Genomic DNA, 24,200 nt, shown 5'->3' with positions numbered 1-24,200 from the left:
CGCCCGCCAAGGCTGACAGTGACGCAATCAATATCAGCAACAACAGGACTTTATGAAGACGAATAAATCGGGGCAAATGCATAAAACGTAGCGGCCACTTACGTAGAATATTTAGTAAACAGCCGCTATATCGACACGGAAGATGTCAGGCGACAGCGGGTGCTGAGTCCGGGCCTGCCTGCCCGGGCTGGAGCTGTGGTGAGCCTGTCGCCTTGCTGTCCGCCTGGTCAGGCGCATCGATGGCACCTTCCCATTTGGCGACAACGGCTGTGGCAATGCCGTTACCCAATACATTTGTCGCAGTGCGGCCCATGTCCAGAAAGTGATCAATACCCATGATCAATAATACACCAGCCTCAGGCAGCCCAAACATAGGCAAAACTGCTGCCACGACGACCAGCGCAGAGCGTGGTACGCCGGCAATACCTTTACTGGAAATCATCAACACCAACAGCATGATAATTTGCTGTTGCATGGTGAGCGGCACGTCATATGCCTGAGAGATGAACAGCGCCGCAAAAGCGGTATAGATCATGGAGCCGTCCAGGTTGAAGGAATAACCCAGCGGGAGGACAAAACCGATAACACGCTTGCGTACACCGAACACTTCCAGCTTTTCCATCAAACGAGGATAGGCGGCTTCGCTGGAGGCCGTCGAAAAGCCCAGTAACATCGGTTGACGGATTTCTTTGAACAGGGTGAATACCCGGCCCTTGAGCACCAGAAATCCCGCGGCAAGCAAAATCGCCCACAGCACCACCAAGGTGGCATAAAAGCTGCCCAGAAACTTGCCATAGACGGCCAAAATACCCAGCCCTTCGGTCGTGATGATATTGGCAACAGCGGCAAACACGCCCAGTGGTGCAAAGTACATGACGTAGTTGGTGACGGTCAGCATCACTGGCACTGCGCCCTCAATCGTTTGCGCCAGGATGTTGGCCTGAGGGTTACCACGCACTTTGCCCAAGGCCAGTCCAAAAAATACCGAGAACACCAGGATCTGCAAAATCTCGTTCTTGGACATGGATTCAAAAAAGTTACGTGGCACAACATGCGTCAGAAACGTTTTCAGATTCAGCGCCGAGGTATCCACCCCCAAATGAGCCGATTCGGCCGGCAAGGGAATGCCAACATTCGCACCAGGCTGGAAGATATTGGCAAAAATCAACCCTACCGTCAGCGATACCAGCGAGGCCAGCAAAAACCAGCCCACAGCACGGCCCCCGATACGACCAACAGTTGCCGCATCATCCATGCTGGCCATACCGGCAACCAGCGTGGCGAAAATCAACGGAGCAATGATCATCTTGATCAAGCGCAGGAACATATCCGTCACCATGCCAAAGTAGCTGGCAATGGCATGCGCCTGTTCAGGGGTGTCGGCCATCTTGTGGCAGATATAACCCACTACCACGCCCAGTACCATGGCAATCAGAATCCATGTGGTTTGCTTATTCAGCTTCATGCGTTCATCTCCCGTATCGGCCCGTGCGCGGGCCTGTCGATTTTTAATTAAAGAGTTTGTTCCGTGGTTTTGGAGGCGCGCGGCGCGATCAGTTGCTCAGGCTGTAAGGCCTGAGCCAGTTCGTCCGCGCTTAACAAACCTTGCTCCAGAATCAGCTCAGCCACCCCTTTACCGGTTTCATGCGCCTGCTTGGCAATAGCGGTGGCCGCGGTATAGCCGATCAACGGATTAAGCGCCGTGACCAAGCCGATGGAGTTGCTGACGCTGTCTGCCAGACGCTGGGGATTGGCGGTAATCGCGTCCACGCAGTAGTCGGCCAAAATCATGCATCCACGCTGCAGATGACGCAGGCTCTTGTAAAGACTGTGGGCGATAATGGGCTCAAACGCGTTAAGTTGAAGCTGACCGGCTTCGGCTGCAAAGGAGACGGTCACATCATTACCAAAGACTTCAAAGGCAATCTGACTGACGGCTTCTGGGATAACGGGATTGACTTTGCCGGGCATGATGGAAGAGCCCGCCTGGCGAGGAGGCAAATTGATCTCACCAATGCCTGCACGTGGACCACTTGAGAGCAAACGCAAGTCGTTGCAAGTCTTGGACAAGGTGACGGCAATGCGTTTTAAGGCACCGGACAGCTGTACGAACGCGCTGCAGTCCTGCGTGGCCAGAATCAGATCCGATGCGCTACGCAGACTGATACCCGTGTTCGAGGACAGCAGGCGCGTAACCAGTTCGGCATAGCGTGGCTCCGTATTGATCCCCGTCCCGATCGCCGTCGCGCCTAGATTGATTTCACACAGCTCTTGCATGGCCTCGGTCAGGCACAGGCGATCTTTGGCAATCATGCCGGCGTAAACCGCAAATTCTTGCCCGAGTGTCATGGGGACTGCTTCCTGCAACTGCGTGCGCCCCATTTTCAACAGATCTTTGAAAGCGTGAGCTTTGCGATCAAAGGCTTGCTGCAAATACTCCAAGGCAGTCAGTAAACGGGTCGCACCCTGATAGGCAGCCAGTTTCAAGGCGGTGGGGTACACATCATTGGTAGATTGCCCCAGGTTTACATCCTCATTAGGGTGAAGGAACCCGTACTGCCCGCGTTGGTGACCCAGAATTTCCAGAGCACGGTTAGCGATCACTTCATTCGCATTCATATTGGTAGAAGTTCCTGCCCCCCCCTGAATCACATCCACCACAAAATGGTCGTGATGCTGGCCAGCCTCAATTTCCCGGCACGCCTGCACAATCGCTTCTTTCTTGGCGGCATCCAATGCCCCCAGTGCATGGTTGGCCTGTGCGGCGGACGCTTTAATCTGTGCCAGGGCTCGGATCAAATCGGGGTAGTTGGCGATAGTTGTCGCCGTAATCCTGAAGTTTTCGACGGCTCGCAAGGTGTGTACGCCAAAATACACCAAGTCAGGTACGGGGCGCGTACCCAGCAGGTCTTTCTCCAGACGAGTGTTAGCCGTTGCGGCGCAATCAGTCATGTCATCTCTCCGTTTTTTTTAAGGGCCCCCAATACTGGGGTTCTTGTACGGAGCTAAAAGCAACAACTGTGCCAAGACTCTTTGCTGACATTAGTCTATTGAAAAACAAGTCATTTTTTGTGTGCTGATTGTATTAGCACCAACAATACGCCCCTTTCCGTTCGGATTTCCGAACAGAACAAACTCTAAAAAGACGGAAATCCGAACAGAATGCATCTGACCATACACGTGTGCCCATGCGTTGATCGGTAGCCAGCCGTGTCACTCTGCCGCTTCTTCACCAAAACCGCCCTCTTTTTGCTGTAGACATTCTTTTTCAATGCTTATATTTCTTTTCCGTTAATTGCATTTTATTATTTATGAAAGATGCCTACTTACCAGCGTTTTAGGAAGTTATGTACTCAAGGCCAGGCATTTCACCATTTCCCGTCCCAGCCTTAAAATAAGGCCACTTCCCTCCTTCCCTCCTTCCCTCCTTCCCTCCTTCCCTCCGGTCTTAGTTTCGGGGCGCGGCGCATCGTCGCCAAGCCTTTATCCTTTGTTGATCTGGATTTCTTTATGTCTACATTTGTCCTCATTTCCGGCTGCTCCGGCGGCGGTAAATCCACTCTGTTATCCGAGCTACAAAATCGTGGCTATACGGTTATACAGGAGCCTGGACGGCGTATCGTGCAGGAGCAGTGGGGCAATGGTGGCTCTGCCCTCCCCTGGCAGGATATGGAGGCCTTCCTGAAAGAAGCGATACAGGTCGCGCAGACTGACTACTCAACCGCGCCCAAAGATGGCCCTTGGGTATTTTTTGATCGAGGATTGATTGACGCCGCAGCTGCTTTAGAAGAGTTAACAGGTACTCCACTGCTGGACGAACTCAACAAGACTCACCCTTATCATTCACAGGTGTTCTTTACGCCCCCCTGGCCTGAAATATACGAAGTTGATCCAGAGCGCCGTCACGACATGAACGCGGCTTTGCATGAGTATGAACGTCTGGAGCGTGTCTATCCCCTGCTGGGATACCAAGTGCGCCTGCTGCCCAAAACAAGCGTAGAAAACCGCGCTGATTTTGTCTTGGAAACACTGAATCAATAGCGGAGCAAGCTTTGGTGCGCAGCGCATCAGGCCATTGGAAAATGGCTGATCGTCACTAGAGTGGCTATGTTCTCTAGCACCTGTACTGCATTTCATTCCGAGCTTTGTGAGTGCTTAAAAAGCACAGACACACAAAAAGGGCCGCCAGTTTTAGAACTAGCGGCCCTTTGCACTTAACTCATGCGTGACTCAGTCTTTAAAACCAGGCATCACGCGCGCCATCGTGCCTGCCACCGTACGCTCCAGCACGTCAACCAGAACAACCGTCTGTTGATCCACTTCGATATTGAGTCTATCGCCTGCCTTGTAACGAGAAAATGTTGTCTGGCGCAATGTTTCGGGAATCAGATTGATGGTCACAACGCCATCCTCCACGTCCGCCACGGTCAGGCTGCAGCCATTAACACCCAGAAAACCACGCGGGAACACGTATTTCGCCCAATCTTCCGGCATCTGAAAACGCAGACGGTTGCCGGCCTCGGTAATGCTCAGTTCCAGCACTTCAGCAGTCGTTGCGATATGGCCAGCCATCACATGACCACCAATTTCCTCGTTCAGCTTGGCCGATCGTTCGATATTGACCAGATCACCTGTCTTGAGCGTGCCCAGGTTCGTCCGCTCCAGCGTGACGGGAATCGCATCAAAAGTAACTTTGTGGCCAGAAATACTGGTCACGCTCAGGCATGTGCCTTCCACGCTGACACTGGCGCCCAGTTGCAGATCCACCAGCAATTCGTCGGTGAAATCAATTTCAAACTCGGTACGGCCCAGCTCGGCCTTGACCGCGGTAAGAGGACGAACCGCTTTAACAATTCCGGTATACATCAGCACGCTCCTTCGCAAAATTCATGCAAAAGACCAACGGCTAATGCAGGGGAGATTTTCAGATTTTTCATTTGAACGCATCCTTGATTAAACAATGCGTCCTCCGGGCAACAATAAAACACGTCGCTGCCTTGTGATCAAGGCAGCGATGCTTCATCTTCTTTCATCCGGACTCTCACCGTCGGCCCAGGTTTCTCACCTGATCTGCTGACCTTTCTCTGGCGGAAAGCGCTCGCGGGCTGGGGAATGGCTCCCTTACCGCCGGTGGGGAATTTCACCCCGCCCTGAAGACGTTTGCAGTGTAAGACCGGAGCCCAAGTCTAATCAAGCCAGACCAGGGCCGGTCGCCAAGCTTAAGCCTTGCGATGCACGCTCAAGCCTGCAAAGCTTTGCGCCACCGGCATCAACTCGATGTAGTTGACATTCATATGGGCAGGCGCGTTCATGATCCAGGCAATGGTGTTGGCGATGTCCTCGGGCGTCAGCGCATCCACGTTCTGGTACAGCGCAGCAGCTTTATCTTTATCGCCCAGACGAACGGTAGAGAAATCCGTACCGGAACAGAGGCCAGGAGCCACGGTAGACACACGAACTGCCGTACCCGACAGGTCGGCACGCAGGTTCAGGCCCAGTTGATGCACAAAAGCCTTGGTGGCGCCGTACACATTGCCACCTGCGTAGGCATATTCGCCCGCCGTCGAGCCCAGATTGATGATGTGGCCCTTGTTCTGCTTGACCATACCTGGCAGCAAAGCGTGCGTAATGTGCAGCAACGCGCTGATATTGGTGGCCACCATGGTGTCCCATTGCTCCAGCTTGGCATCCTGAGCCTTGTCCACGCCCAGCGCCAGACCCGCATTATTGATCAGCACATCGATATTGGGGAACCGGGCCATTAGGTCGCCGAGCACCGCATCTGCACGCGCACGATCCGTCAGATCCACGCTGACCGGAAAAAAACGCTCGCCCAGCTCGGCAGCAAGGGCGTCCAGCTTGTCCTGACGACGCGCCAGGCCCAGCACGGTATGCCCTTCAGCGACCAGTTTACGGGCCAGAGCAGCCCCAAACCCTGAGGAGGCCCCGGTGACAACGGCGGTTTTCATAGTGCGATCCCTATACAGCTCGCTGCTCGTTAAGCAGGCGACAATTAAAGCATTAAGGATAGCAAACTTCAGGAACTTCGTAGCCCCTTCCCCCTAGGGAAAAAGCGGACAAATTCGTCCATGGCAATGCCCGCTTTTTTCTGCTCCGGGCATCAGGCCGCTGGACGCTCCAGCCCCAGATGCCCCCGCAAGCTGGTGTGCTCGTATTCCTGACGGAACAGACCGCGCTTTTGTAAAACGGGGATGACCTGCTCCACAAAGTCACCAATGCCATTGGGCAAGGACGGAGGCATCAAGTTAAAGCCGTCGGCGCCCTCATTACGCCACCAATGTTCAATCTGATCGGCAATGGACTCGGGCGTACCGACCATGGTGCAGTGACCACCACCGGCAGCAATCCGCCCCAACAATTGCCGGACTGTCGGTTTTTCCGTTTCAATGATGCGCAGCATGGTGGCATAACGCCCCTTGGGGCCCTTGAAACTTTCCAGCGCAGGCAATGGCGGAACCGGTGCATCAAGCTCCCAGTTCATGCAGTCCTGCCCGACAAACATGCCCAGTTGCCGCAAGGAGGTCTGGGTAGGCAGCAATGCATCCAGCTCCTCTTGCTTGCGGCGCGCCTCTTGCATGGTGGAGCCCACATAGGTCACCAGCCCCGGCATGACAGGCACATCCACACCACGACCCGCTTCACGCACGCGTCGTTTGATGTCACGGTAATAGGCTTGAGCCGAGGGCAAGTCATACGCCACGGCGTAAATGGCTTCGGCCTTGCGCGCTGCCAGATCCCGTCCCTGTTCAGACGCACCGGCCTGAAACAGCACCGGCTGTCCTTGAGGCGAGCGCGGCAAGGTCAGGGGGCCATCCACCAGGAAATGATCGCCTTTATGCAGGATCTGACGCACCTGATCCACCTTGGCGTAATCACCCTGCCTGTCCATCACCAAGGCACTGTCGCTCCAGGAGTCGAACAGCTTCAGTGCGGTATCTACGAATTCTTCGGCTCGGGCGTAGCGCCAGGCATGGTCAGGCATGGCTTCATAGCCATGGTTACGTGCTTCGGCATCAAACATCGAGGTCACCACGTTCCAGCCCATCCGCCCTTGGGACAGATGGTCCAGGGAACACAACATGCGCGCCGCTACAAAGGGGGTGTAAAAGGTGCTCGAGACGGTGCTGATCAGACCAATACGCTCAGTGGCTCGCGCCAGCGCGGCCATCATGGTCAAGGGCTCCAGAAACCAGCGCGGTCCATCTGCCACATTATCGCTGGACTGACCATCGGCAAAGAAAATCGCATCCAGTTTGCCGCGCTCGGCAATCTGCGCCAGCTCTTCATAAAAGCGGATATCGCCCAAGCGCTCAACCTGAGATTCGGGATGGCGCCAGGCGGCCTTGTGATGTCCGCAGCCCATAATGAACAAATTGAAATGCAGTTGTCTCATCCGTTTTTCACCAATCCGCCGTCAACCACCAAATTTTGTCCTGTTACGGCACGAGCCCACGGACCGGCAAAGAACAAGGCCGCATCGGCAAATTCTTCGGGCGTGGTCACGCGACGCAGCGGTGTACTGGCCGCAATCAGATCAAACACCGCCTCGGGGGTAGCCGCGGACGCATCCGTTGTGCGCAACAAACCGCCGGAAATCATGTTCACGGTAATCTGATCCGGTCCCAGATCGTGCGACAAGGTGCGCGTCATGGACAACAAGGCGGCCTTGGCCGCTGTGTAGTCGTGGTAAGGCACCACAGGATTCTGGAACAGGTTTGTCCCGATATTGATAATGCGGCCAAAACCGGCCTGCTTCATGCCGGGCAAGGCAGCCTGCGTGGTGTTCAGGGCCCCACCCACAATCCCTTCCAGTTGCTGGTTCAATTGCAACCAGGTCAAGGTATCCGCATGAGGGCGGGCATCGCCGTTGAAGGAAAACTCGGGCAAGGCGTTATTGACGACGGTGGTGATGGGCTGACCAAAGTGTGCCTGCGCCTGGGCAAACAAGGCTTGTACAGCAGTCGCATCCCTCACATCCGCTTGCACCGCCAGACAGTGCTGCGGAAACTCGTCCGCCAGCGCCTGGGCAGCGGCTGCACTTTTCAGGTAATTGATGACAACTTTGGCGCCCTGACGTGCAAACGCACGCACCAGACAAGCCCCCAGGCCGCGTGCGCCGCCAGTGACCAGAACCAGTTGTTGGGAGAGTTCCGAGACGTGTTCCACAGACATGACATTCCTTGCAAAAATTCGGCGAGGATGTCGGCCCGGTTCGGACGCAGGGCTAGAGCTTCGGACATCCCTTCGCCAGTATGAGCTGGATCAGGTTCGACGGGTTTTATCTCAGCCCTTTTCAAGAAGGACACCCCGTGCCGCAGGGCAGACCATAGCACAAAACACCGCCAACCGTATGATTGACAATTGAAAGAAGCTCTCCTACTCTTTGAGCCTGTTCCTGGGGGAGTCCTTGACGGGCTGAGATTCCGCATTGCAGCGGTAACCCTTAGAACCTGATCCGGATCATGCCGGCGAAGGGAAAGGAAACGCGGCCTGGCAGCCTGCCCGCTCTTGTCTGTGCGGCGCATTGGCAAGCGCACACGCCCCATTTCAATCCCTCCATTTTTCTGCGCCCCGTCCCCGGCATCGTGCCGGCTGGGCCGGTTTGTGCCCGTTCATACGGGTTTTTGGGGAGATCTCATGCTGGACCAAACCGCCACCCTTTTGTGGCTGATTGTTTTTTCTGCCGCCTTTGCTTTGGCCGGGGTGCTGTATGCCCGCCACTACAACAGCTCTTTGGAAGACTTTGTGGTAGCGCGCAACAGTCAAAGCTCGCTGGCCACAATTCTGACATTATTAGCCTCTTCGCTGGGCGCCTGGATTCTATTCTCACCGGCGCAGGCGGCCAGTTGGGGAGGCTTGAGCGCCGTGATCGGGTATGCCATTGGCTCCATGTCGCCACGACTGGCCATGATTCCGCTTGGCAAACGCATGCGCGAACTGCTGCCACGCGGTCACAGCCTGAGCGAGTTTGTGATTGCCCGCTATGGCCGTCCCATGTATGCCCTGACCCTGCTGATCATGCTGTTTTACATGTTCATCTCCATGACGGCCGAAATTACCGCCATGTCCAAGATGATTACCTTGATTGCCCCCATTCCTTTGTGGGTTACCGCCAGTATTGTGCTGCTGGCCACCCTGATCTACACCTCTTACGGCGGGCTGCGAGCCTCCATCTTTACCGACAAAGTACAGATGCTGGTCATCCTGCCCATGCTATTTCTGATTGTGATGTTCGGCTGGCAAGCCGTGGGAGGACCGGTGAATTTGTTTGACAGCGTCAAGCTGCAAGCCCCGCGTCTGATCGAACTGAGCGACCCCGTGGGAATGAAGGCCGGCCTGACCTTCTTTGTCGCCATTTTGCTGACCGGCCTGTTTCACCAGGGCAACTGGCAGCGCATTTATGCTGCCAAAGACACGCAATCCATGCGGCGTGGCTTTTTGCTGGGCGGCTTGTTTGTCGCCCCCTTCATCTTCCTGATGGGTCTGTTTGGCTTGGCCTTTGTCGGCCTGGGTTCACACGGTGACAGCTCCGTGGCACTGTTCAATGTGATTTTGCCGCATGTTCCTGTCTGGTTTCTGGTGCTGCTGATTCCCCTGGGGCTGTCCCTGGTGATGAGCAGCGCCGATACGGCCATCAGCGCAGTGTCCAGCCTGATTGCGGTGGACCTGGGCCGTATCATGCCTCACCGCAATACCGCTCAAATGATGAGTCTGGCTCGTTCCCTGATCTGGGTGTGCTCCATCCCTGTGCTGTACGCTTCCTCGCAAGGTTTCAGCGTGCTGTACCTGTTCCTGCTGGCAGACTTGCTGTGCTCGGCGGCAGCATTTCCCGTGTTCTTTGGACTGTACAGCCGCCGCTACGATGGTTTTACCGCCACGGTCAGTACCCTGGGCGGTCTAGTTGCCGGCCTGGCTGTGTTTCCACGTCCCAATGGCCCTATGGATTACTTGCTGGAATCCTTCTTGCTGGCTGCGATTGTGCCGGTGGTGATCAGCGTCCTGATCATGCCCTTGCGCCGTCATCTGCCCAATTTCGATCTCAGCTCCCTGGCTTCCTCCACGCGCGTACTGGACTAAATCCGAACGCCCTGAGACCAAGGCTCAGGATAAAAAAACCCCGGTTTGCGACATGCAAACCGGGGTTTTGTTTTAACGATTTATTGGGCAGGGCTTTCAGTCTGTGTTTGAGGGATCTGCACAATGATTTCAACCCTTCGATTCGTTGCACGCCCTTGCTGCGTGGCATTGTCACCCAAGGGACGCGTATCCGCGTAGCCGACCGCACTCAGACGCTGACTGCCTATGCCATTGGCCTCCATATAGCGCACCACACTGCCGGCACGCGCACCGGACAGCTCCCAATTGGACGGGTAGCGGTAACTGCGAATGGGCACCGAGTCGGTATGCCCTTCGATCACAATAGGATGCGCCGATTTTTGCAGGACGGTAGCCAGTTGGCGCAGGACGGTCAACCCTTCCAGCCCCAAATCAGCGCCACCCGAGTGGAACAGAATTTCGCTGTTGATACGGAAACTAACCGACTGATCATTCATGACCACATCAATGTTATCTCCCAGACCATCCAGGTCCAAACCATGATTGCTTTTGTCCGGTCCGGCACCGAGCGCCGATTCAGGAAACAGCCCTGCTGAAGCCGGCAACAGCCCCGCCCCTTCTTTACCTGCCTGGGCCATCACTGTTGCTGCCCCCTGCCCTTGCCCCTGAGCCGCAGTCTGAGCCCGCTTGCCGGCAAAAGAAAGCATCACGATCATCAAGACCAGCAGCAAGGTCATCATATCCAGGTAAGTGGTCAGCCACGCCTCTTCCTCCTCGGGGACTGCCAGGCCGGGATCGTTCCAGGGGCGACTGCGACGCCGACTGCCCAGATTGCTCGCCAGCTGCTGCTCAATCTTGGCTCCCCGGGCCTGCTCCAACTCCTTTTGCAAGGCTTTCTGGCGATCCGCCAACTCACCTAACGTCAGGTCTTGCTCCATGTTTCCCATGGGATCAACCTCGCTGCGCAGCCGGGTCGGCATCGTCATCGCGGCCGCCCCGGTCATTGATCTCGTCCTGATACTGCGCCATGAACGAGTTCAGCGTCTCACGCATCAGCGCGGGGCCACGGCGCTGGCTCATCATGGACACGCCCTGCATGATCATGTTCATCAAGACCACCCGCTGTTCCGTGCGACGCTCCAGCTTGACGGCCACCGGCTTAAATACCAGATTGGAAAGCAGCACCCCATAAAAGGTGGTCATCAGGGCCAGCGCCATCTGTTGACCAATCGAGGTGATATCGCCATCACCGAGCAGAAACATCAAATTGACCAGACCAATCAACGTGCCGACCATACCAAAAGCGGGCGCGAAGCTGGCCATCAGGCGAAACAGTTGCGCTTCGGCATGTTCGCGAGCGCGCAGACGGCTGATACGCCATTGCAAAAGATCTTCAATGTCTTCTTGTGGGGCACGATCAATCACTAACTGAACGCCGGTTTTCAAAAACGGGTTCGCGACTTTTTCCAGCGCTTCTTCCACGGCCCGGATATCTCCCATCATCCACAGGCGGGAGATATTGATCAGCTCATCCATATCCTGCTGGGTGTACAGCCGCTCGTTACGCAGCACTGTCCCAATCAGTCCAAAGATGCGAACCACTTCACTTAACGGGTAGCTGATAAAGGTCGCTGCCAAGGTGCCCACCAGCACCACGGCCAGACTGGGCAAATCCACAAACAAGGCGGGATTTTCTGCCGTAAAAAACAAGATCACGGCAAACAGCAGCACGCTGGCCACGATGCCGATCAAAGTTGAGGGGTTCATGCACAAGTCCTGGTTATGGGCCCGAGGGGCATCAGGACTACATATCGGCAGCAGAACGAGTTTCTTTAGGCCTGGACCTTGCGTTGCATCAAAGACAGACAACAATTATGCACATCGCGGCCAGTCACACTAAGGCTGGTAATTGACTCGGATCGAAGCCTGGACGCGCACCGGTTCGGTGCTACCCGCCCAACTCCACACCTCGTGCATCAACACAAAACCAAGACGCGCATCCTGGCCCGCAAAGGCTCTGGTGCTGAGTACCGACCCGTTCATATCCACGCACTTTCCTCCTTGCAGGCACAAACGGCTTTTCAAAATGGCGCGCCCATTATGGTGGTAGCTGACCTCCACCTTGCCAATCGATGAGGCCTGCGCCTGTACCGCTTGCGCTGGCATGAAGAACTGCTGGCTGCTGGGCGAAGCGGGCGTGATGGCACTGCTGAGCTGCTCGCCATCCCAACTTAATGAGGCGGCGTGTGCGAGCGGCAGTACCAAAGCCAGCGATATTGATGTCCACAAACGATTTAAAAAACTGTTTATAAAAACAGGTTTTTTATTGTTTTTAAATTTCACCAAAGACATAGACTGTGTTTTTATACAGATAAAAATAAGTTTCTTAATGATACCGCAAAGACATCTTAATTTTTTTTTAACTTTGAGCCGTAAGATACTAATATAAAGAGGATTTTTTCTGGTAGCATAAGCGCATAAATTCTCTCCGCCCTTCTGTTTCTCGCCCTCCGGGAACTGAAAAATGCCTCAGACCAGAACAAATAAATTAATACGCCGTGCGCTATGTGTTTTATTTCTAGCGCCTTTTTCGCTTTCGTCGCTGGCCCAGACTTTGGCGCTGGCCGAGCCCTCCGTCCAGGAGGAAGCCACCGCCGCCATCAGCTACAACGTGCCTCACCTGGTTTTCGAAAAAAACCTGCAGCCTATCAGCTATAACGAAAACGATAGTCGCCGTGCCCTGAATGCCCTCAAACATGACGCCCTGATTCAGAATGCGGCCTTGCGTTCGGAAATTGCATTTGTGCAGGATCTGGAGTCGTCAACGGTGCTGTACCAGAAAAACAGCGACGCCGTGCGTCCCATTGCATCCATCTCCAAGCTGATGACCGCTCTGGTCGTTGCCGAGTCGGGCTTGCCTATGGATGAAATGCTGGAGATCATCGACGAAGACGTGGATCGCGTCAAACATTCCAGCTCACGTCTGAGCGTCGGCTCGCGTTTGAGCCGTGCCGACATGATGCATCTGGCCCTGATGTCGTCAGAAAACCGGGCCGCCCATGCCTTGGGCCGTAATTATCCCGGCGGACTGCCCGCCTTTGTGCGCGCCATGAATGACAAGGCGCGCGCCTTGGGCATGCGCAATACGCGCTTTGTCGAACCCACCGGCCTGTCCAGCGACAATGTGGCCAGCCCGCGCGATCTGGTCAAACTGCTGACCGCCACCAGCCAGCATGCCCGCATTCAGCAATACACGACCAACGACCAGTACTCCGTCCAGCCCATGCGAGGCCGCCAACTGGTCTTTAATAACACCAATCGTCTGGTCAAAAACGCCAACTGGGATATCCAGGTCTCCAAAACCGGCTTCATCAACGAAGCGGGTGAATGTCTGGTAATGTTGACCAAAATCGAGGATCGGGAGGTGGCTATTGTGCTGCTGAATTCCTCAGGCCGTTATTCTCGTATCGGTGATGCCGTGCGCATCCGTGATCTGGTCGAAAAATCCAACGGTCTGGCCATGCTCTAATCTCCCTGCGTGTCTGAACCGTGACAGACACACGGTCTGCCCGATGCCCCAACATCATGGCCTTTGAGCCGATTTTGGGGCATTTTTACGACCTGCTGCTCGGCTACCTCTTTCGATGGGTCAGCAGCCGGTATCAATAGGCCTGCATTCTTTTAAGGAGCGTGCTTGTCGTGCCTCAGCTCAAACTGCTTGAAGATTTCCTCACCCTGGCACGCGAAGGCAGCTTTGTCCGGGCAGCAGAACAACGCCACGTCACACACCCCGCATTTGGACGCCGTATCCGGGCCTTGGAGGCCTGGGTCGGAACCCCTCTGGTGGAACGTGGTAGCCTGCCCATCACGCTCACGGCCCAGGGACAGGTGTTCTACAACACCGCCCATCAAGTACTGGAGCAACTCAACCGGGTACGTCGGCAATTGCAGGCCTCGGAGCAGACAGGGCAAGGTCATTTGCGCATCGCCACTGGCCGCAGTCTGGCGCGCACCTTGGTCACCGATTGGGTCAGCCGCCTTCAGAAAGGCAGCCAGGCCCCCTTGTCCGCCCACATACCGATCGATATCAGCACCGGCATGATGGCAGATATGGCCAAGCTGCTTGCCCAAGGCAAAACAGACTTTCTGTGCTGCTATGAGCACCCCGCCCTGTCAATTGAGCTTCTGGCCGAACAGGTCACCTACATGACCATCGCTACCGACAAACTGGTGCCGACCTGTCAACGGCGCAAGAATGGCCACCCTTTGTATGAGCTCAACGCCGATAGCGGGCGCAGCATACCCTTGATTTCATATTCGGGCGGTCTGGCCATGGCCCGGATTCTGGGCGACAAGCTGCATCACTTTCCCTACCCTCTGGTCAGTACGGTACGGTGCGATTCGCTGGACACGGCCATGGGCTCAGTATTAAAAGGCATGGGCGTGGCCTGGCTGCCCTTGTCCATGATTGCCAATGAATGTCGTCGCGGAACGCTGGTGCAGCTAGGCGGCAAGGGCGATGAGATTGCCTTTGAGGTTCGTCTGTATCGCTCGCGCGCCCCCCTTTCGGATCTGGCCGAATCTGTCTGGGCCTTTACCCAGCAAGCTCGTTAACAGATCTGCCGGCTGAAAAAGCACGGCTATGTGCCGTAACAGCACATCAGCATCAGCTGCAGCGGACACAATACCCCTTCATAACTAAGGATAAACACGCCCGACGCACCCACCCGGGCTGCGGGCCGGAGCCCTATCCATCGAACGGGGAGCACATCATGTCTTTTTCTTTCTCCAAACGCAGTCTGGTACTGAGCCTGGCAGGCGCCTGTAGCCTCTTGCCCATTTCGATCAGCCATGCCGACACCTATCCCTCACGCAGCCTGACGTTGGTCGTAGGCTATCCGGCCGGAGGCAGCGTCGACCTGACTGCACGCCTGCTGGCGGAAGAGCTCAGCAACCGTCTGGGCCAAACGGTGGTGGTCGAAAATGCGGGCGGCGCAGGCGGGACGATTGGAGCTCAACGTGTCCAGCGTGCCGCTGCTGACGGCTATACCCTGCTGCTGGGTTCCACCAACGAGATGATTATCGCAGGCATGATCAACAAGGCCGTGCGCTATGACGGACAGAAAGACTTTACGCCCATTGGCATGATTGCTTCTCAGCCCCTGCTGCTGGCCGCCTCCAAAAAATCGGGCATCCGCTCGGCGGCGGACTATGCGCAAAAACTGCGGGCTGCCCAACCCGAAGCCTTCAGCTTTGGCTCCTCGGGCGTGGGGACCACCCTGCACCTGGCCGGTGAAATGGTCAATGCCTCCACCGGCACCACTGCCATGCATGTGCCCTATCGCGGCGTGCCTCCTCTGGTCTCGGACCTGATGAGTGGACAATTGGACACCGCTTATCTGGTCCTGTCCTCGGGCCTGTCACAAGCACGGGCAGGTGCCATCGTCCCCTTGGGCATTACCGAAACCCGTGCGTCTGCGGCTGCACCGGAAATTCCGCCGCTGGCCGATACGCCCGGTTTTGAAAAAGTCGACATCAATGTCTGGTTCGGCTTGTATGGCCCCAAGGACTTGCCTGAATCCGTCACCCAGACCTTACGCCAGGCTTTGGATAACAGCCTGGAATCGTCCAGCCTGCAAGAGAAAATGCGGTCGAATGGCGCTACGCTTTACGCCCCCGGCATGAACGCAGCAGAATTTCAGGCCAGAGAAGTCGATAAATACGCCCGCCTGGTTGAGCTGGCCAAACTGCAAGCCGAATAAAAAAACAGGCCCCCGGCCGCAGGTCGGGGTGCTGGAGCCCCTAGCATGTCCTTTTCTCTTTCGTACCCCGACATTCAAACAGAGCGCCAGGGCAATACCGGTGTTCTCGGCCTGTGGTGCCTGGACTCCGGTAAAGCGGGCCGAACCGTGATGATCAGCGCGTTAATACACGGTAATGAGCTTTGCGGAGCCTGGGCCTTGAAAGCCTTGCTCGCTCGTGGTGTGCAACCCCGTCGCGGCAAGCTGATCCTGGCTTTTTGCAATCTGGACGCTTTTGATCGCTTTGACCCGGCGCATCACGATGCCAGCCGTTATGTGGATGAAGACATGAATCGGGTCTGGAGTGCGCAAAAACTGTCTCAAACACAGACTCAGGAACAACGTCGCGCACGCGCCATCTTGCCCTGGCTGGAACAGGCCGACTGGTTGCTGGACCTGCACTCCATGCACGAGCCCTGTGCGCCCTTGCTATTGACCGGAACCTTGGAGCGCAACATCGAGCTGGCCAAGACACTGGGCGCCCCCGAACACGTCATTGTGGATTCCGGCCATCAGGACGGCGTACGCATGCGCGATTACGGCCGATTCTCTGAGCCCGAGGCTGAAGAAACCCGCTCCCTGTTGCTGGAATGCGGCTTTCACGGAGACCCGCAGACACCGGCTGTGGCGCTGGACCTGATTGCCCGCTTTCTCATCGCCTCCGAGATTGTGGACATCCAAGACATCCCGTCAGACTGGCGTCGGGCCTCTCCCAAACAGCAACGAATCGTGCAGGTCACCCATGCGGTGGTGGCGCCCTCCCGGCAAGTGAGTTTCAGCCAGGCCTGGCAAGGCCTGGAAACCCTGAGCCAGGCAGGCACATGCATCGGCCAGGCCGATGGGCAGCCCTTGCTGACGCCTTACGACCACTGCACCTTGATCATGCCTTCTTTACGTCAGCTGCGTCCCGGCGTCACGGTTGTACGCCTGGCCCGGGACTACATGGCGCCTTAAGGGCCCGGCGGCAAATACACGGCCCGCACCTGCGTTCCAATGCCGGGAAAAAATACGGAACTTGGCACTTCTTCGGCTACCAAAGCCTGCATAGCCATCCTACAATCGGCACATGTGCATCGCTTATATCGCCATCGGAGTCAATGCGGATTGGCCGCTGATTATTGCCGCCAATCGCGATGAATATCATGCTCGTCCCAGCCAGCCGGCACAGCCCTGGCAAGACGAGCCCGACATTCTTGCCGGTCGTGACCTGCAGGCCGGAGGCACGTGGCTGGGCCTGACACAATGCCGGGGACGACTGGCCCTGCTTACCAACTACCGCGAAATTCCCGGCAATAAAAGCGGCGCTCAACGTTCGCGGGGAGAACTGATCCCCCAATTCCTGCGCGATGAGCGCAGCCCTCTGGATTATCTGGCCCAGTTAGCCCGTCAAGGGGCCGAGTACGCCGGTTTTAATCTTTTTGTGCTGCAATGGCCCACCGACACGCAAGCCTTGCAACTGGCTTATTACAGTAATCGTCACCCCAGCGGCCAGCCGCAACGACTCGATCCGGGCGTCCATATTCTGAGCAATGCCTGGCTGAACACCCCGTGGCCCAAAAGCCTGTTCTTGAAGGAAACCCTGCAAGCGCAACATTTTGACGGCTCGGCCCCGGCCGTAGAGAGCTTGTTTCAAGGTTTGCGCAATCAGGACCTGGCCGCCGATGCAGACTTGCCTCAGACCGGCTTGAGCCTGGAGCGCGAACGCCTGTTAAGCAGCCCGTTTATTGTCAGCCCCGACTATGGCACGCGTTGCACCACCGTCATTACGCTGGATCAGCATGGGCAAGGTACGCTGCGTGAACGCAGCTTCACCCCGGCGGCCCAGCCCGAGCGGCAACATGACTGGCCCTTGTCATGGCCCAGCTTTCATCCGCACGGCCTGCCCCCTTCCACTCATAACAGCAACAGGGCCATGCATGGCCCGCTTAGCCACCTCACCTCAAGCAAGGAAATCTCATGAGTCCTCGTCTTTCTTTGATCGGCATTGCCATGTCGCTGGCCTTGTTGAGCAGTCCGATTGCGCACGCTCAGGAACTGCCCCCCAGCCAGTATTACGGCTCCACCGAATACGTCAGCGGCGGCATAGGCAGTGATGAAGCCCAGCTTTTCCGCATGGTGCGCAGCACCTTTCCCTTGTCCGTCAACTTTTCAGCCCAGCAGGGCGAGCGCATCGCCTACATCTCTGATGTTCAGCTGGTGATCCGTAACAGCGCCGATCAGACCGTGCTCAACAGCCTGATTGATGGCCCTTATTGCCTGATCCGCCTCGGTCCGGGCAGCTACAAAGTGTTTGCCACGTACGAAGGCCAAACCCAGGAGCGCCAGACCACACTGGTCGAGGGTAAGCCGCAGGAACTGAACTTCATCTGGAAGTAGGATAGTTGCGCTCATAGGTATCCAGGCCCATGGCCTGGATCTGCTCCTCGATCAAATGCTCAAATGGCCGTAGCAAGGCGCTGAAATCGCGCTCCGGCTCCATAAGCTGCATCAACCGTACAATCGCCTCCAACGTGGAAACGGCCTGAGGATCTGGCGCTTTGCGCAACCGGTAGCGCGACACATCCCCTTGCGGCAGCACCCAATGCGGCAAACGCTGCAAGATCGGATTGCGATGCAAAATCAAACGGGCCTTGCGCCAGGTGCCATCGGGCACCACTATCAGATCAGGCCTTTGCTGGGGCGCCAAGGCCCGGGCCACCTGGGCCTGAGGTCCCGGAAACAGCAGTACAGGACGCTGGGCCTGCGCTAAACGCGCCTCCAGATCTTCAAACTGCTCCCCCACCCACAGCTGCGCCCCTTGCACACCCAAATACGCCAGGCGCCCGGTATTGAGCGCATGCCGCGCCTCGGAATGATGCTGCAGAATCAAAAGAGGGCACGTTGCTTGCAGAGAAGGAATCAGCGAACACAAGCATCGGGCCACAGGCCGCTGACACCGTGCGCAACGGCCTGGACGAGAGAAAGAGGAAGCGTTCATGCAAGGGGACCCAACAGAAGGCCACAGTATATAAAAGTTCTGCTTTGAAGCCGATGGCCGGTTTGCCGAGTTGCATTTTTACTGTATATTTATACAGCATTCAGGAGCATTCTATGGCAAGCGCACTTCGTTCCCTTTTAGATATTCACCCCTCCCTGTGGACGGGCAAGCATTATGCGCATGCCGCCGGCACGTGCCTGTCCAGTGGCTTTGACAGCCTGAATGCCCAACTGCCTGGAGGCGGCTGGCCAGTGGGCAACCTGATCGAGCTGCTGGCCCACCCGGACAGCAGTGCCATGTCCTTGCTATTGCCCGCCTTAAATGCCATGCCGGCAGAACGCTTGCGTGTGCTGGTCGCCCCTCCCTATCAGCCCATGCAGCAATCGTGGCATGGCACCTGTGCAATGTCCCGGCCAACCCACCCTGCGCCACGCACGCTACCCGCCCGCCTGCTCTGGATACGCAGCCAGCACCTGAACGACACCTTATGGGCCAGCGCCCAAGCCCTGCGGCACGGCCACTGTGCCGCCGTACTGAGCTGGTTGCCCGCCCATGTCCCTTTAGCCGCCTTACGCCAGTTGCAACTGTTGGCCAGCCATAGCGACAGCCTGTTTTTTTGCTTACGTCCCCTGCACAGCCAAGCCAATAGCCCGGCCCTGTTGCGCCTGGCGCTTTACCCCCGACAAGATCAACAAGGCCAGGCCTGGCTGGATGTGCAGATTCTTAAGCGCCGCGGTCCGCCCTGCTCGCAAGCCATTGCCTTAGCCCTTCACCCAACCGGGATGCCGCCAGCGGCCCTGCCAAACCATGTACCTGTGCCTGCGACTGCCCCAGAGCCTGCTCACGCCTGAGGCCGGTTCAGAGCAGCAAGACAGGCTGCAGGCGGTCTTGCTACACTACAGCCCGCAACTGGCTCACATTCAGGCGAATTTATGGGTACTGAATATCAGCGCCAGCCTACGGCTGTTTGGTGGCCTGCGTCGTCTATACCAACACGTTCGGGCAGACTTGCAAGCCCTGATTCCCGATCCCTGTCTGGCCCTGGCTCCCAGCGCGCGGGCGGCCTGTTTGCTGGCCCTGTCCACACGCAAGCAACGTCGTTGCATCCGGCGGCTGCACGCTTGTCTGAACCCGCTTCCCATCCAGTTGCTGGGCGCACCTGCCGATCAGTTGCACTGGTTGCACAGCCTGGGCTGTCATACCTTGGGCCAGTTGCGTCAATTGCCACGCGACGGTCTGGCCCAGCGCGGGCTGCGTACCCTGCTCCTGCAACTGGATCAGGCCTACGGCTTGCAGAGCTGGACCCTGGAATGGGTCCAGTCTGCCCCACAATTTATATACCGACTGGAGCTGGACACCCCTTCCAATAACAAAGCCTTGGTATTACGGGCCTTGACCCGTCTGCTAAACCAGCTGGAAGGCGGGCTGAACCAGCACCAACTCGCTTGTACGGGCCTGGAGCTGACCCTGCATACGGAGCGCTATAAAGATTACCCACGCAGCACTCATCTGGAACTGCACATGGCCCGCTCTAGCTGGCGCAGCCAGGACTTTCTGCCTGTCTGGCAAGAACAGTTCCAGCCCCTGCAATTACCTGCCGCCGTCCAAAGCCTGATGCTGCGGGCCCGCCAACTTCATCCACGCCAAACCCACGCCAGCAGTCTGTTTCCGGATGCACACCATTGGCAGGAACAAGACCAGCAACTTCTGGAACGCTTGCAGGCCAGACTCGGGACCGGGCAGATCCTCACCCCCGCCCCCCAGGCCAGCCATTTGCCCGAGCAAGCCAATCAATGGCAGCCCGCATCAACGGTGGCCGCCCGCCCAGCCGCAGGCCCGGTACGGCAGCGTCCATGCTGGCTGCTGGAGCCGGCCCGGCCCCTGCCACACGACCAACAATCCCCGCTCCTGGACCATCAACGTTTGCGCCTGATTCAAGGCCCAGAGCGAATACAAACCGGCTGGTGGAACGGTGGCGGCCACCAGCAGCGCGACTATTTTGTAGCCTTGTGCCCCCAAGGGCGTTTGTATTGGGTTTACCGGGATTTAAGCCAGGAACACGCTTGGTATTTACACGGAGTCTTTGGATGAGTATCCCTTCAGAACTGCTCTACTCCGAACTGGACTGCCTGTCCAACTACAGTTTTTTGACGGGTGCCTCCCATCCCGAGGAGCTGATCAGTCGAGCCGCCGAGCTGGGCTACAAGGCACTGGCCTTATGCGACTACGCCTCCATGGCCGGGGTAGTCCGCGCCTACGCACAGACCCGACTGCATCCACAGATCCGTTTGCTGGTTGGCAGCCGATTCCGCTTTAGCGGCCAATGGGACACTTCCTCCTGCCCTGGCACGCATTGTGAGACCGCTTCACCCAACGACACGCAGGCCCACGAACTCTTGATTCTGCCCCGCAACAAAGAAGGCTATGGCAATCTTTGTCAGTTCATCTCTGAGCTGCACCAGTCTTTGGACTTGAAGCAGGAGGCGCCCATTGACTGGTCCTTTTTGCAGCAAGCCCGCTACGGTGCGCAGCACACGGTATTAGCCGACTGTCTGGTCATTTACAAACCGGCTTATGGCCTGTCTGGCGAACACATCTATCAGCAAGCGCAAGACTTGAAAAGCCTGTTTGCCGACCGTTTGTTTTTAGGCCTCAGCTTACATAGGCGGGATCAGGATCAGCAGCATTTACGCACGGTTCGGCTGGCAGCCCAACAGTGTGGCCTGTCTTGTGCCGCCTTGGGCGGCGTCCACATGCATGTGCGTTCTCGCCAGCCCTTGCACGACACCTTGACCGCCATACGCCTGAAAACACCCATACAGGAATGTGGCTGGTCTCTGGCCAGCAATGCGGAACACCACTTGCGCAGTCGTTTCCAACTGGCCAACCTCTACCCGGCCGACTTGCGCAAGACCAGCGATCACATTCAAGAGCTGTGCCAGTTTTGTTTAAGCGAAATCAAGTACGAGTACCCGGTCGAGATTGTTCCGCCCGGCCTCAGTGGCAGTGAGTATCTGCGACAGGAAACCGAGCGTGGCGCGCACAGGCGCTATCCGAAAGGAATCAGTGACCGTTTGCGCACGCGCCTGGACGAAGAGCTGAGCCTGATTGAAGACCTGGGCTACGAGTCCTACTTTCTGACCTTGTATGACATCGTCAGCTACGCCCGCAGCCGGGGAATTCTGTGCCAGGGACGCGGCTCGGCCGCCAATTCAGCGGTATGCTATTGCCTGGGTATTACGGAAGTGGACCCCGCCAGCACTCATACGCTGTTTGCCCGCTTTATCAGTCGGGCACGGGCCGAACCGCCCGATATCGATGTGGACTTCGAGCACCAGCGTCGCGAAGAAGTCATTCAATACATTTATCGTAAATATGGTCGTGAACGGGCTGCATTAACGGCGGTAATCACGAGCTACCGCCGTCGCAGCGCCTTGCGTGATACCGGCAAGGCACTTAGCATTCCTCACGCCTTGATCGAGGCCTTGATCCAATGTGACCGCGCCTGGCTCAAAGATACCCGTATTCAGGATGAGGTCCTGGCACGCTTTCCCGAATGCCCGCCTGAACAAGCCCATCAATGGCTGTCTTTGACCCGTCAGCTCATGGGTTTCCCGCGTCACCTGTCTCAGCATCCCGGTGGTTTTGTGATTTCACAAACGCCTTTGCACAGGCTGGTGCCGATTCAAAACGCCGCCATGCCGGGACGCAGCGTCGTGCAATGGGACAAGGATGATCTGGATGTGCTGGGACTGCTGAAAGTCGACATCCTGGCTTTGGGCATGTTGAGCGCCCTGCGTCGATGCCTGGACAGCATCAGTCAGCAAACAGGCAAGCCGTTCCGCTTGCAAGACATTCCTTTGCACAGCGCCAAAACCTTTCGCATGATCCGGCGCGCCGACACCATAGGCGTATTCCAGATCGAATCCCGCGCCCAGATGAGCATGTTGCCGCGGCTACGTCCCAAGTGCTTTTATGACCTGGTGGTGCAAGTGGCGATCGTGAGGCCCGGCCCCATTCAAGGTGGCATGGTGCACCCGTATCTGGAACGCCGTCGCGACCCCAGCAAAGTCGATTACCCCGCTCCCGAAATCCGCCCTGTGCTGGAACGCACCTTGGGCGTGCCTATTTTTCAGGAGCAGGCGATGGAACTGGCCATGGAGGCGGCAGGTTTTTCGGCCGACAAAGCAGATGCCCTGCGACGAGCCATGGCTGCCTGGCGTCGCCGTGGTGGTTTGGGGCCTTTTGAACAGGAGTTGCTAGATGGTATGGCCGCTAAACAGTATCCCCCTGAGTTCGCCAAGCGCCTGTTTGATCAGATCAGCGGTTTTGGGGAATACGGTTTTCCCGAAAGCCATTCGGCCAGCTTCGCCAAACTGGCCTGGTTCAGTGCCTATCTGAAAGCGCGTTATCCCGATCATTTTCTGGCCGCTTTGCTGAACTCTCAGCCCATGGGCTTTTATGGCCCCAGCCAATTGGTCCAGGATGCACGCCGCCACGGCGTACAAGTGCTGCCTGTTGATGTGCAATACAGCCTGTTTGACAGCCATGTATGTTCAGCACCGGGCAGCCCGCGCCAGGTCCGTCTGGGCCTGCACATGGTTAAAGGTTTAAGTGAGCAAGGCGCACACGCTATTGTTCACTACCGGCAAAACCACCCCGAACGGACATTGAACCTGGCCTGCTTGCGCCAGGAGCTGGCCCTGTCCGCTCATGATCAACAAGCCCTGGCGCAAGCCCATGCCTTGCGCAGCGCTTATAGCCAGCGTCGACATGGCGTATGGGATGCTCGCCGTCCCAGCCAGGCCGGTTTGCTCAGCCATGCAGAAAACCCGGACACGACGCCAGAGCTACCTCGTACCAGCGTAGGGATAGAGGTATTGAGCGACTATCAGGCAGTCGGATTAAGTTTGCACCGTCACCCCCTGTCCTTGCTGCGACAGCAGTTAATTCCTTTGCGATTCTCAACGGCAGCGCAACTGAGTCTGAACTACCCGGACCGCCGGCTGGCACGGGCCTGTGGCCTGGTCACGACCCGCCAACGTCCCGGCACCGCCAAGGGCACGGTCTTTGTGACGCTGGAAGACGAAACAGGCAGTGTGAATGTCATCGTGCGCGAGGAGCTGGCTCAGGAGCAATCCCAGGCACTGCTCCAGTCACGTCTGCTTGGCGTCTATGGCATCTGGCAGCGCGACGGTGCTGTCTGCCATTTGATTGCCCGACGCCTGGTTTGCCTGAATCACCTGATCGGTGATCTGGTGACGCGCAGTCGGGATTTTCAATAATCGGATTTTTCCCCATCCCACCCTGCGTTAAACTAAGGCTTTGCCCGTTCAATCAGGAAC

At 56.9% G+C, this 24,200-nt stretch carries 21 protein-coding genes and 3 riboswitches; of the genes, 11 read left to right on the top strand and 10 right to left on the bottom strand.

The genetic code is table 11. The annotated features are described in order from the left end of the window. Window positions 1–145 precede the first annotated feature (145 nt). Window positions 146–1,465 carry a dicarboxylate/amino acid:cation symporter gene (locus FE795_RS08530; RefSeq protein WP_131071768.1) on the bottom strand — a complete coding sequence of 440 codons (1,320 nt, stop codon included), beginning with the start codon at window positions 1,463–1,465 and terminating at the stop codon, window positions 146–148. Between the two features lie 47 nt (window positions 1,466–1,512). Then, on the bottom strand, window positions 1,513–2,952 hold the full coding sequence (locus tag FE795_RS08525; protein WP_131071767.1) for an aspartate ammonia-lyase: 1,440 nt from the start codon (window positions 2,950–2,952) through the stop codon (window positions 1,513–1,515). Between the two features lie 558 nt (window positions 2,953–3,510). Here FE795_RS08525 and FE795_RS08520 point away from each other — a divergent pair. Then, window positions 3,511–4,041, top strand: coding sequence for an AAA family ATPase (locus tag FE795_RS08520; RefSeq protein ID WP_059317648.1), 531 nt, complete (start codon window positions 3,511–3,513; stop codon window positions 4,039–4,041). A gap of 189 nt (window positions 4,042–4,230) precedes the next feature. Here the strand turns inward: FE795_RS08520 and FE795_RS08515 are convergent, their stop codons facing one another. From FE795_RS08515 to FE795_RS08500, 4 genes are all read right to left on the bottom strand, one after another. Further along, a complete protein-coding gene (locus FE795_RS08515; protein ID WP_003800116.1) occupies window positions 4,231–4,866 on the bottom strand; it encodes a riboflavin synthase in 636 nt (211 codons plus the stop codon). Window positions 4,867–5,017: 151 nt separating this feature from the next. Continuing rightward, window positions 5,018–5,162: riboswitch (FMN riboswitch) on the bottom strand. A 57-nt stretch (window positions 5,163–5,219) separates the two neighbouring features. After that, entirely contained in the window at window positions 5,220–5,969 is a 750-nt protein-coding gene (locus FE795_RS08510) for an SDR family NAD(P)-dependent oxidoreductase (RefSeq protein WP_131071765.1), read from the bottom strand. Window positions 5,970–6,121: 152 nt separating this feature from the next. After that, a complete protein-coding gene (locus FE795_RS08505) occupies window positions 6,122–7,414 on the bottom strand; it encodes an LLM class flavin-dependent oxidoreductase (RefSeq protein WP_003800121.1) in 1,293 nt (430 codons plus the stop codon). Continuing rightward, on the bottom strand, window positions 7,411–8,193 hold the full coding sequence (locus FE795_RS08500; RefSeq protein WP_219236080.1) for a 3-oxoacyl-ACP reductase: 783 nt from the start codon (window positions 8,191–8,193) through the stop codon (window positions 7,411–7,413). Before FE795_RS08500 ends, FE795_RS08505 begins: the two co-directional genes overlap by 4 nt. Window positions 8,194–8,243: 50 nt before the next feature. Beyond that, window positions 8,244–8,341, bottom strand: a riboswitch (TPP riboswitch). 67 nt (window positions 8,342–8,408) lie between these two features. Next, window positions 8,409–8,516, top strand: a riboswitch (TPP riboswitch). A 142-nt stretch (window positions 8,517–8,658) separates the two neighbouring features. Between FE795_RS08500 and FE795_RS08495 the strand changes: the two genes are divergently transcribed. Next, on the top strand, window positions 8,659–10,098 hold the full coding sequence (locus tag FE795_RS08495; RefSeq protein WP_219236079.1) for a sodium:solute symporter family protein: 1,440 nt from the start codon (window positions 8,659–8,661) through the stop codon (window positions 10,096–10,098). A gap of 80 nt (window positions 10,099–10,178) precedes the next feature. Here the strand turns inward: FE795_RS08495 and FE795_RS08490 are convergent, their stop codons facing one another. The 3 genes from FE795_RS08490 to FE795_RS08480 all read right to left on the bottom strand — a co-directional run bounded on the left by FE795_RS08490 (window position 10,179) and on the right by FE795_RS08480 (window position 12,366). Further along, a complete protein-coding gene (locus tag FE795_RS08490) occupies window positions 10,179–11,063 on the bottom strand; it encodes an OmpA/MotB family protein (protein WP_003800125.1) in 885 nt (294 codons plus the stop codon). Beyond that, entirely contained in the window at window positions 11,029–11,844 is an 816-nt protein-coding gene (locus FE795_RS08485) for a motility protein A (RefSeq protein WP_003800126.1), read from the bottom strand. Before FE795_RS08485 ends, FE795_RS08490 begins: the two co-directional genes overlap by 35 nt. 129 nt (window positions 11,845–11,973) lie before the next feature. Further along, window positions 11,974–12,366 (bottom strand): flagellar protein FlhE, encoded by a 393-nt coding sequence (locus FE795_RS08480; protein ID WP_230406305.1) that lies wholly within the window; start codon window positions 12,364–12,366, stop codon window positions 11,974–11,976. A gap of 325 nt (window positions 12,367–12,691) precedes the next feature. Between FE795_RS08480 and pbpG the strand changes: the two genes are divergently transcribed. The 6 genes from pbpG (at window position 12,692) to FE795_RS08450 (ending at window position 18,254) form a co-directional block, all read left to right on the top strand. Beyond that, window positions 12,692–13,606, top strand: a complete 915-nt coding sequence (pbpG, locus tag FE795_RS08475) for a D-alanyl-D-alanine endopeptidase (RefSeq protein WP_003800129.1) — start codon at window positions 12,692–12,694, stop codon at window positions 13,604–13,606. A 170-nt stretch (window positions 13,607–13,776) separates the two neighbouring features. Continuing rightward, window positions 13,777–14,691, top strand: a complete 915-nt coding sequence (locus tag FE795_RS08470; RefSeq protein WP_003800130.1) for a LysR family transcriptional regulator — start codon at window positions 13,777–13,779, stop codon at window positions 14,689–14,691. Window positions 14,692–14,849: 158 nt separating this feature from the next. Continuing rightward, window positions 14,850–15,839 carry a Bug family tripartite tricarboxylate transporter substrate binding protein gene (locus tag FE795_RS08465; protein ID WP_131071762.1) on the top strand — a complete coding sequence of 330 codons (990 nt, stop codon included), beginning with the start codon at window positions 14,850–14,852 and terminating at the stop codon, window positions 15,837–15,839. Between the two features lie 45 nt (window positions 15,840–15,884). After that, the gene (locus FE795_RS08460; protein WP_219236078.1) at window positions 15,885–16,832 is read left to right on the top strand and encodes a M14 family metallopeptidase; all 948 of its coding nucleotides are present in this window, start codon (window positions 15,885–15,887) and stop codon (window positions 16,830–16,832) included. Window positions 16,833–16,944: 112 nt separating this feature from the next. Beyond that, on the top strand, window positions 16,945–17,838 hold the full coding sequence (locus FE795_RS08455) for an NRDE family protein (RefSeq protein WP_003800133.1): 894 nt from the start codon (window positions 16,945–16,947) through the stop codon (window positions 17,836–17,838). Further along, a complete protein-coding gene (locus tag FE795_RS08450; protein ID WP_219236077.1) occupies window positions 17,835–18,254 on the top strand; it encodes a carboxypeptidase-like regulatory domain-containing protein in 420 nt (139 codons plus the stop codon). The genes FE795_RS08455 and FE795_RS08450 overlap by 4 nt, the downstream gene beginning before the upstream one ends. Here FE795_RS08450 and FE795_RS08445 read toward each other — a convergent pair. Then, window positions 18,241–18,855, bottom strand: coding sequence for a tRNA-uridine aminocarboxypropyltransferase (locus tag FE795_RS08445; RefSeq protein ID WP_039943006.1), 615 nt, complete (start codon window positions 18,853–18,855; stop codon window positions 18,241–18,243). The genes FE795_RS08450 and FE795_RS08445 overlap by 14 nt on opposite strands. 113 nt (window positions 18,856–18,968) lie before the next feature. On the opposite strand from FE795_RS08445, the gene FE795_RS08440 reads away from it, so the two are divergent. The 3 genes from FE795_RS08440 to FE795_RS08430 are packed head-to-tail and all read left to right on the top strand — an operon-like array spanning window position 18,969 to window position 24,140. Continuing rightward, window positions 18,969–19,706 carry a hypothetical protein gene (locus tag FE795_RS08440; RefSeq protein ID WP_059317654.1) on the top strand — a complete coding sequence of 246 codons (738 nt, stop codon included), beginning with the start codon at window positions 18,969–18,971 and terminating at the stop codon, window positions 19,704–19,706. Next, entirely contained in the window at window positions 19,663–20,946 is a 1,284-nt protein-coding gene (locus FE795_RS08435) for a Y-family DNA polymerase (RefSeq protein ID WP_003800138.1), read from the top strand. Before FE795_RS08440 ends, FE795_RS08435 begins: the two co-directional genes overlap by 44 nt. Next, window positions 20,943–24,140, top strand: coding sequence for an error-prone DNA polymerase (locus tag FE795_RS08430; protein WP_219236076.1), 3,198 nt, complete (start codon window positions 20,943–20,945; stop codon window positions 24,138–24,140). The genes FE795_RS08435 and FE795_RS08430 overlap by 4 nt, the downstream gene beginning before the upstream one ends. The last annotated feature ends 60 nt before the right edge of the window (window positions 24,141–24,200 follow it).

Origin of the sequence: Alcaligenes ammonioxydans (genome assembly GCF_019343455.1) — a bacterium.
Classification (GTDB): Bacteria; Pseudomonadota; Gammaproteobacteria; order Burkholderiales; family Burkholderiaceae_B; genus Alcaligenes; species Alcaligenes ammonioxydans.
The sequence above is the reverse complement of the archived record's forward strand: the minus strand, read 5'-3'. Positions and strand labels throughout refer to the sequence as shown.